The organism is Rathayibacter rhapontici (genome assembly GCF_001995175.1).
GTDB lineage: Bacteria > Actinomycetota > Actinomycetes > Actinomycetales > Microbacteriaceae > Rathayibacter.
The window spans coordinates 1-2,380 of record NZ_MUKN01000118.1 but is presented as its reverse complement, the minus strand read 5'-3'; the positions used below and the strand labels follow the sequence as shown (position 1 = coordinate 2,380).

Here is a 2,380-nt window from a genome sequence, read left to right as displayed (position 1 = left end):
GGGGCTGCGCCGCCTGGGCCGCACCGAGGCGATCACCGAGCTGCTCGACTTCGGCGTCTCGCCGCACGCTCCCGGTCAGGGCGCCCTCGCCATCGAGGTGCGCGACGAGGAGCCGTCGGACGAGCTGCGCGCGGCCCTCGCGGCCGTCGAGCACCCGCCGACCCGCGCCGCGATCACCGCCGAGCGCAGCCTGCTGGCCGCGCTGGAGGCCGGCTGCGCCGCTCCGATCGGCGCGACGGGGTCCGTCGTCGGCGACGAGGTGGTGCTGCACGGAGTGGTCTTCGCGACCGACGGCACGGCGTCCCTCTCGCAGGAGGTCCGGCAGCCCATCGGCGACGGATCCCCGGACGAGGGTCGACTTCGTTCGGATTCGCAGTATGGTGGTCGCGAACTGCCCGTCGTCGAAGCCGCGTTCCGTTGCGGCTCGCTGCTCGCTGACGCGCTTCTCGGTGCGGGTGCCGCCCAACTCGCACCCCTGGGAGCCTCGTCGTGATCGTGCCCGCCGCCTACTCCCAGTGGGAGAAGCCGTTGCAGGGCTGGCGCGTCCTCGTCCCCCGCGGAGGCCCGTGGGGGGACGGCGTCGCCGCCGCCCTCCGCGCGAAGGGCGCCTCGCCCGTCGTCGCTCCGATGATCAACTTCGCGCCGACCGACGACTTCCCCGCGCTCGAGCGGGCGCTCGCCGACCTCGAGGGCGGCGCCTTCGACTGGATGACCGTCACGAGCGCGACCACCGTCGACGTGCTCTCGCTCCTGCGCACGACGGTGCCGCCGACCACCCGCATCGCCGCGGTCGGCGAGACCACGGCCGCCGCGCTGGTCGCCGCCGGCTACGCCGTCGATCTCGTGCCGTCCGAGGACAACTCCGCCCGCGGCCTCCTGGCCGAGTGGGAGGAGGCGACCGGCGGCAAGCACCCCCTCCGCGTCCTCACGCTGCGCTCCGAGATCGCGAAGCCCCTGCTCACCGAGGGCCTCACGCGCATCGGCCACGACGTGCGCTCGGTGGTCGCCTACCGCACCGTCGGAGTCCCGGTCGAGGACCGGGTCGTGAACGACGTGGCGAGCGGCGCGGTGCACGCGATCCTCGTCACCTCGGGCAGCGTCGCCGAGCAGGTGCAGCAGCAGCTCGGCCCCGTGCCGGAATCGACCCTCGTGGCCGCCATCGGCCCGCAGACCGCCAAGGACGCGCGCGCCTCGGGCCTGCGCGTCGACGTCGTCGCCGACGAGCGCTCGGCGTCGTCCCTGATCGAGGCGGTCGCCCGCGTGGCCACGGAGCGCGCGAGCCGCTGAGCCGCCGGTCCTGCCTCCGGCCGCATCGGCCAGGAGCAGGACACCGGCTGACAACACGAGCAGCCGCCTCTCAGCCGATGTCCTGCTCCAGCGGCCGCCCCTCCGCGCCGGTTTAGGCTGGAAGCATGACCGCCATCCGTCCGCGGCGACTCCGTACCACCCCGGCGATGCGCCGGCTCGTGCAGGAGACCCGCATCCACCCGGCCCAGCTCGTCCTCCCCCTCTTCGTCGCCGAGGGCATCACGGAGGCCCGTCCGATCGGGTCGATGCCCGGGGTGATGCACCACTCGCTGGACAGCGTCCGCGGCGCGGTGACCGAGGCGGCCGACGCCGGTCTCGGCGGCGTCATGCTCTTCGGCGTGCCGACCACGCGCGACGCGGTCGGCTCGGGCGCGACCGACCCCGACGGGATCCTCAACGCCGCCACCCGCGCGGTCGTCGAGGAGGTCGGCGACGCGCTGGTCGTGCAGACCGACCTGTGCCTAGATGAGTTCACCGACCACGGGCACTGCGGGGTGCTCGACGAGCACGGCCGGGTCGACAACGACGCGACCCTCCTGCGCTACGAGGAGATGGCGCTCGCCCAGGCCGAGGCCGGCTCCCACCTGCTCGGCCTCTCGGGGATGATGGACGGCCAGGTCGGCGCGATCCGCGGGGCGCTCGACGAGTCGGGCCACCTCGACACCGCGATCCTCGCGTACTCGGCGAAGTACGCGTCGAGCTTCTACGGGCCCTTCCGCGAGGCGGTGCAGTCGACCCTCGAGGGTGATCGCCGCACGTACCAGCAGGATCCGGCGAACCGCCGCGAGGGACTGCGCGAGGCGACGCTCGATCTCGCCGAGGGCGCCGACGTCGTGATGGTGAAGCCCGCCATGAGCTACCTCGACGTGCTCGCCGACGTCGCCGCCGTCTCGGACGTGCCCGTCTGGGCGTACCAGGTGTCGGGGGAGTACGCGATGATCGAGGCCGCCGCCGCGAACGGCTGGATCTCGCGCGAGCCGGCGATCCTGGAGTCGGTGACGGGGATCCTCCGCGCGGGCGCCGACGCCGTGCTGACGTACTGGGCGGTCGAGATCGCTCGCGATCTGCTCAA

2 protein-coding genes and 1 pseudogene are annotated in these 2,380 nt (G+C 73.7%); all 3 read left to right on the top strand.

The window, feature by feature from the left end; genetic code table 11:
• A pseudogene (locus B0T42_RS18870) lies at window positions 1-493 on the top strand (hydroxymethylbilane synthase); the annotation flags it as partial.
• Complete coding sequence (locus B0T42_RS18865; protein WP_077224494.1) at window positions 493-1,287, top strand: uroporphyrinogen-III synthase; 795 nt, start codon at window positions 493-495, stop codon at window positions 1,285-1,287. The pseudogene B0T42_RS18870 and the gene B0T42_RS18865, both read left to right, overlap by 1 nt.
• 125 nt (window positions 1,288-1,412) lie before the next feature.
• On the top strand, window positions 1,413-2,380 hold a 968-nt coding region (hemB, locus tag B0T42_RS18860), incomplete at its 3' end, for a porphobilinogen synthase (RefSeq protein WP_139344600.1).